The organism is Novosphingobium lindaniclasticum LE124, from assembly GCF_000445125.1.
Classification (GTDB): Bacteria; Pseudomonadota; Alphaproteobacteria; order Sphingomonadales; family Sphingomonadaceae; genus Novosphingobium; species Novosphingobium lindaniclasticum.
Genome location: NZ_ATHL01000053.1, coordinates 1 through 5874, shown reverse-complemented (window position 1 = coordinate 5874; position 5874 = coordinate 1). Strand labels below are relative to the sequence as shown.

Below are 5874 nucleotides of genomic sequence, written 5' to 3'. Positions count from 1 at the left end.
GGGGAGGCGGTGGCAGTGGCGGGGGCGGCGGCGGGGCGCGATCGGGAAACGTGAAGATCGCCGTCAATGCTCCCCGTTCCGGCAACGAAGGCAGATTGACGCCAAGACCCAGCGCCAATGCGGCAAGCCCGCCGCCGACGATCGCTGCGGATCCCAGCGCCGCAAGCAACTTGTCGCCTCGCAGTGCCTTCAAGCCGATCTCCTTTCACGCCCTCTTCCGGCACCCCCGGAAGGTACTGCCAAAAAACAAGTGGCAGGCATGAAAGGTCCCGGTTTCGACTGCGGGCGGGCCGGTGAAGCTCTTCGAACCAGATCGCAGCATGTTTCTGGAACCTTGCCGTCGCAACGTCGTTATTCCGCCAACGAGACAATTTCGGAGAAGCAACATGACACTACTTCTTATTCTCCTGGTCGGCGGCGTCATCGGCTGGCTCGCTTCGATCCTCATGCGCACCGATGCGCAGCAGGGCATTTTCCTCAACATCGTGGTCGGTGTCGTCGGCGCGCTGATCGCAGGCCTCATCATCACTCCGCTGATCGGCGGCGCGCCCATCACCAGCGGCAACTTCGACATCATGTCGCTGTTCGCTTCGTTCCTGGGTGCCGTGGTCCTGCTGGCCATCGTGAACCTTTTCCGTCGCGGTTCGATCCGCTAAAAGGGCTGTCGCGGCGCGGGTGTTCTCGCGCTGCCAAGGAGGGTGGCGCGTCCTCCAACAGCAAAACGCGCCCTTTTCAACAGGGATAAGGAAGCCTGACATGAAAGCCATCACCACTTCGCGTCTTGCCATGATCGCTGTCGTCGCCGCCGGTTCGCTGGGCCTTGCCGCCTGCAACAACAAGGCCGACGACGCTACCGAGCAGCAGGCGGACGCCGTCGAGCAATCGTCAGATGCCGCAGCCGATGCGCTGGAGAACCAGGCAGATACGATGACCGGTGCAGCTTCCGAAGCCGTGGAAGAAAAGGCCGATGCCGTCGAAGCTGCAGGCGAAGCCAAGTCGGACGCGTTGGAAGACAAGGCCGACCAGATCAGAAAGCAGAACTGATCTCATTTGCGATCCCCTCGCAATGAACAGGAAGGATGGCGGTTTCGCCATCCTTCTTTCGTTTGGGGCCTGCGGTTCTCGAACGCTGCGGGGCGGCTCTTTCGCGCGCGGCAGCGAAAATGCGCCATTACATGCTTGAATTGTCGGGCCGGAGGGCAGACATAGCCCCCGCAAGTTCGGCGTCGCTCGCGGCGCCGTTCGGGTGCCGACGGCTCCAGGGGAGGCGTCGATGCTCAAGCCTTCGATAACCTGAAACAGGAAGACAGCCATGACCATTTCGCTGATGCCGCTGCCCTATGCGCAGGACGCGCTGGAACCCCATGTCTCGGCCAAGACTCTCGAAATCCATCACGGCGCCCATCACAAGGCTTACGTCGACAAGCTGAACGCCGCCATCGACGGCACCGACAATGCGGGCAAGTCGGTCGAGGAAATCACCAAGTCGGCATCGGGCCCGCTGTTCAACAACGCCGCGCAGACCTGGAACCACGGCTTCTACTGGCATTCGATGAGCCCGGAAAAGACCGCGCCGAGCGAAAGCCTGCTGGCCGCGATCACCAACGACTTCGGTTCGCTCGACGCCGTGCTCGAAGCGCTTTCGAACGAAGCCGTGAACCACTTCTCCAACGGCTGGGCATGGCTGGTGGTTGAAGGCGGCAAGCTCAAGGTCATCTCGACCCATGACGCCGACAGCGCGCTGGTCAAGGACGTCAACCCGCTGCTGACCGTCGATGTCTGGGAGCATGCCTACTACATCGACCAGATGAACAAGCGCCCGGCCTACGTGAAGGCCGTGCTGGAGAACCTGATCAACTGGAAGTTCGCGTCGGACAACTTCGATCGCGGCACCGCCTGGACCTATCCGGGCTGATTTCCAGCGGTCGAAAGGCCGTGATGACACGCTGAACCGGGCCGGATCGTCGCTGCCAAGCGCCGATCCGGCCCGCAGCATTTTCGGCATCCTCATTTTCAGGGAATTCAGGAATGGACATCGGCTTCATCGGTCTTGGCGCGATGGGCAGCGCCATGGCGCGCAACCTCGCGGCGGCCGGGCACCGGGTGCGTGCATGGAACCGTTCCGGCGGCGTGGTGGAGGGCGTGGAGATGGTCGCCACTCCCGCGCAGGCCTTCACCGGCGATGCCGTTCTGACGATGCTTTCGGAAGACGACGCGATCCGCGAGGTCCTGCTGGACAGCGGCGTGGTGGACGCGGCTCCCAAGGGCATGGTCCATCTGGTCTGCTCGACGATATCGGTCGCCTTCGCGCGCGAACTGGTGGAGCGGCATGTGGCCGTGGGCCTGGGCTACCTCTCGGCGCCGGTACTCGGCCGTCCGGATGTCGCGGCGGCAGGCCAGCTCAATGTGATCCTGGGCGGCCCTGCCGAACATGCCGCGCGCGTGGAGCCGCTGTTCGCCGCCATCGCCGGCAAAGTCTGGGACATGGGCGAGGATGCCACGGTGGCCAACGCGGCGAAGATCGCCTGCAACATGATGATCACCATGGCGATCGAAGGCATGGCCGAAGCGGTGGTGCTGACCGAAGGCAAGGGGCTGCCGCGCGAGAAGTTCTTCGACCTGATGCTGGGTACGCTGTTCGGCAGCCGCGTCTATCAGAACTATTCGGGCATCATCGCGGAGCGCCGCTACGAGCCCGGCTTCAAGGCCTCTCTAGGCCTCAAGGACCTGCGCCTGGCGCGCGAACTCGCGGCGGAAACGGCGACCGGAACCCAGGGCCGCCTGCCGATGCTCGATGCCGTCCACGCGCGCATGGGCGAGGCGATCGCTGCGGGGCTTGCCGACCGCGACTGGGGCGTCATGGCGGAGTACACCATCGACACGGCAAAGGGCTGAAGCTTCGAGGCGAACGGACCCGGTCGAGGGAAGAACCGGCGCGGGTAACGGCGGTCTTCCCACCCGTGAATTCAGGACCCGCGTCTATCGGTGACGTCGAGCAGTTCCGCCTCGCCGTTGAGCATGCGGGCCAGATCGGCGCGGGCACGGGCCACGCGGCTTTTCATGGTGCCGATGGGACAACCGGCGATCTCGGCCGCTTCCTCGTAGCTGAAGCCGGAGGCGCCGACGAGCAGGACGGCTTCGCGCCGCTCGGGCGCGAGCTTCTGCAAGGCCGTCTCCATGTCGCCCAGATGGAGCGGCCCTTCCTGGTCCGCTTCCATCACCAGCATGCGCTCCACCGCGCCCTCGTCGAGGTCGGTCTGCCGCTTGCTCTTGCGCAGTTCGGACAAGTAGTGATTGCGCAGGATGGCGAATGTCCAGGCGCGCATATTGGTGCCGGCGGTGTAGCGATCACGTGCCGTCCAGGCCTTGATCGCGGCCTCCTGCACCAGATCGTCCGCGAAGTCCGGGCGGCCGGAAAGACCGCGCGCGAAAGCGCGCAAGTGCGGCAGCACGGTCAGAAGCTCTCGGCGGAACGCCTCGTCTTCCGGGCGGGGAATGCTGGGGTCCGGGCGCTCGCCGGCGGGGTTGGCGGAAGAAGCGGTCGCGTCAGGCATCGTCCGCCCCGTCCAGCTTCTTGAGAAGATCCTTGAAGCTGTCCGGGAGAGGTTCGTCCACCACGGAGTTGTAAAGCTTCCTCAATCCACCGGCCCAGCCCGGTTCGCCGTCCCTGCGGGCTTCCGGCGGCAGCCCCGAGTTCGCGGATTCGCCCCCTTCCAGGGCGATTCGGCGGTCGGCGCCATGTCCTTCGGATTGATTCAACTTAGACTCCATCGCAACTTGAACACTTGCTTGCTGAGCGGGAGCGGGTCAAGTGTCATGCTGCAACCGCGTTGCAGAGCCGTCGATGGCGCACCAGACCGCTGTCCTATCGCCGGCAAGGCAACCGAACGTCGTTTTCGTTGGAACAATCGAGGCTGGTCTTGGTTCCCTTTGCTATGAAGTCTTGTCCTGGGCTGGCTTGCCAATGTCCACAGTACGGCAATGCTCTTGAGGAACGGTGCGGCTCGGCTCTGATGGCGGGGATTTCCGGTGATTGACCAGGCTCTGCTAGACAGGGTCCAGAAGCAGGCTTGGTTTCACAAGTACCCGCGCGGCTGGCCCTTCCTTCTGTTCGTCATCGCTTCGATCACAACGGCGGTTTCGGTCATGGCGATCGAGCGGGCCGACCGTCAGACGCGGCAGGTTGAGCTGGACCGCAACCTGACCGAAGTCGCTTCCGCACTGCAGCGTCGCGCTACCGAGAACATCGCGCTCCTGCGCGCCGGCGCCGCGCTGTTCGCCACGCAGGAGCAGGTCAGTGCCGATCAGTTTCGCGCCTTTGCCGAGGATCTGCAGGGCAAGGGCGACCTTTACGGCTCGCTCGGCATGGGCTGGGCGCCACTGGTCCCGGCCGATCGCCTCTCGAATCTGGAACTCTCCATCCAGCGAACCGAGCGACCCGATTTCCTGGTCCGCCCCCGGCCCGAGGCGGCACAGCGCCATCTCGCGCCGATCGTCTATCTCGAGCCGGGCGTCGGTGTGAACCGGGCGGCCGTAGGCTACGACATGTTCTCCGAGAGCATTCGCCGCACCGCCATGGAACGGGCGATGAAACTGGGCAAGCCGGTGGCCTCCGGCAAGGTCCACCTGGTCCAGGACGTGCACGAGAAGAAGCCGACACCTGGCTTCCTGATCTACATGCCGGTGATCGCACCGCGCTCCGGCGGACTGGTCAAGGGTTTCGTGTTCAGCCCCTTCCGCGCCGAGACGTTCCTGGAATCGGCCAGCGAGCTCTACCGGAACAACAATATCGATCTCGGCGTGTATGATGGCCGGGTCTCCCCTGAAACCCTGCTGGCCGAGCGCCGGACGGAAGGATCGTCCGGCCCGACGATGGAGCGGCGCATCGACCTGGGCAGCCATACCTGGGTAGTCGTCATCAGCGATCGCAAGAGCGGCATGCTGTCAACCGCCTCGCGCATCACCCTGTTCTTCGGAGCGTTGGCCTCGCTGATGGTCATGGCGATCGGCCGATTGATCACCCGGCGCGCCGCCGAGGATCGCATGGTGCTGGAATGGCTGCAGAGCCAGGCGGCGATCCGCAACTCGCTGACGCGCGAACTGAACCACCGCGTCAAGAACACACTTGCCAACGTGCTGTCGATCGCCGCGCTCACCCGGCGGCGCGCTTCCGACATCGACGACTTCACCGACAGCCTCACGGCCCGCATCCGCGCGCTTTCCGCGACGCACGACCTGCTTTCCCAGTCCGACTGGACCCATGCGATCCTCAGCGATGTAGTCCGTTCCGAACTGGCGCCCTACATGGAGGGCAACGAAAGCCACGTCGAACTGTCCGGGCCGGAGATCCGGCTCGCGCCGAACGATGCCATGTCGCTGGGTCTGGCGATCCACGAACTGGCGACCAATGCCGCCAAGTACGGCGCGCTCAGCAGCAGCGGCGGGCGTATCCACGTGAACTGGACGCTCATTCGTCCCGATCTTGCGGAACTCGACTGGCGTGAAGAGGGCGGCCCGCCGGTGCAGGAGCCGGCCAAGCGCGGTTTCGGACGCGATCTGATCGAGAAGATCGTCGCGCATGAGCTTAAGTCCGAAGTCGATCTGCAGTTCAAGCCGGAGGGCGTCGAATGCCGCCTCAAGGTGCCGGTCCGTTCCAGCCGCGAATTCGCGCTGAGGACCGAGCGCAAGTAGCACGCCGCCGGACGGTCCGGCTAGGCGAGAATGGGCGGACCATGACCGCCCGGCGCTGGGCGCTTATCCCGAACTGTCCGTTGGTGCGTGAGTGTCGGAGGCCGTCCCGGTCATAGCCGTCACCGCTGTCCGATCTGCCTCCCCCCCGCCGCCGCACAAGAACGGCCCTGCCGGCGGGTGCCG

Annotated in this window: 8 protein-coding genes; 5 read left to right on the top strand and 3 right to left on the bottom strand. The window is 64.6% G+C overall.

Going from position 1 to position 5874, the window contains the following annotated elements; all coding sequences use genetic code 11:
* Window positions 1-193, bottom strand: a 193-nt coding sequence (locus L284_RS47885; RefSeq protein WP_200861636.1) for a hypothetical protein, incomplete at its 3' end; no start/stop codon positions are given.
* 193 nt (window positions 194-386) lie between these two features.
* Here L284_RS47885 and L284_RS31775 point away from each other — a divergent pair.
* From L284_RS31775 to L284_RS31760, 4 genes are all read left to right on the top strand, one after another.
* Window positions 387-656 carry a GlsB/YeaQ/YmgE family stress response membrane protein gene (locus tag L284_RS31775; protein WP_021233341.1) on the top strand — a complete coding sequence of 90 codons (270 nt, stop codon included), beginning with the start codon at window positions 387-389 and terminating at the stop codon, window positions 654-656.
* 100 nt (window positions 657-756) lie between these two features.
* The gene (locus tag L284_RS31770; protein ID WP_021233340.1) at window positions 757-1044 is read left to right on the top strand and encodes a hypothetical protein; all 288 of its coding nucleotides are present in this window, start codon (window positions 757-759) and stop codon (window positions 1042-1044) included.
* 268 nt (window positions 1045-1312) lie between these two features.
* A complete protein-coding gene (locus tag L284_RS31765) occupies window positions 1313-1915 on the top strand; it encodes a superoxide dismutase (RefSeq protein WP_021233339.1) in 603 nt (200 codons plus the stop codon).
* 113 nt (window positions 1916-2028) lie between these two features.
* Entirely contained in the window at window positions 2029-2895 is an 867-nt protein-coding gene (locus L284_RS31760; protein WP_021233338.1) for an NAD(P)-dependent oxidoreductase, read from the top strand.
* 71 nt (window positions 2896-2966) lie between these two features.
* Here the strand turns inward: L284_RS31760 and L284_RS31755 are convergent, their stop codons facing one another.
* Complete coding sequence (locus L284_RS31755) at window positions 2967-3554, bottom strand: sigma-70 family RNA polymerase sigma factor (protein ID WP_021233337.1); 588 nt, start codon at window positions 3552-3554, stop codon at window positions 2967-2969.
* Complete coding sequence (locus L284_RS31750) at window positions 3547-3759, bottom strand: NepR family anti-sigma factor (RefSeq protein ID WP_152524630.1); 213 nt, start codon at window positions 3757-3759, stop codon at window positions 3547-3549. Before L284_RS31750 ends, L284_RS31755 begins: the two co-directional genes overlap by 8 nt.
* Window positions 3760-4029: 270 nt before the next feature.
* Here L284_RS31750 and L284_RS31745 point away from each other — a divergent pair, with 270 nt between their 5' ends.
* Window positions 4030-5691, top strand: coding sequence for a CHASE domain-containing protein (locus L284_RS31745; RefSeq protein ID WP_021233335.1), 1662 nt, complete (start codon window positions 4030-4032; stop codon window positions 5689-5691).
* Window positions 5692-5874 lie beyond the last annotated feature (183 nt).

Coding starts and splice junctions, on each gene's coding strand:
- L284_RS31765 (WP_021233339.1), top strand. CDS start 1,313: ATGACCATTTCGCTGATGCCGCTGCCCTATGCGCAGGACGCGCTGGAA.
- L284_RS31755 (WP_021233337.1), bottom strand. CDS start 3,554: ATGCCTGACGCGACCGCTTCTTCCGCCAACCCCGCCGGCGAGCGCCCG.
- L284_RS31770 (WP_021233340.1), top strand. CDS start 757: ATGAAAGCCATCACCACTTCGCGTCTTGCCATGATCGCTGTCGTCGCC.
- L284_RS31760 (WP_021233338.1), top strand. CDS start 2,029: ATGGACATCGGCTTCATCGGTCTTGGCGCGATGGGCAGCGCCATGGCG.
- L284_RS31775 (WP_021233341.1), top strand. CDS start 387: ATGACACTACTTCTTATTCTCCTGGTCGGCGGCGTCATCGGCTGGCTC.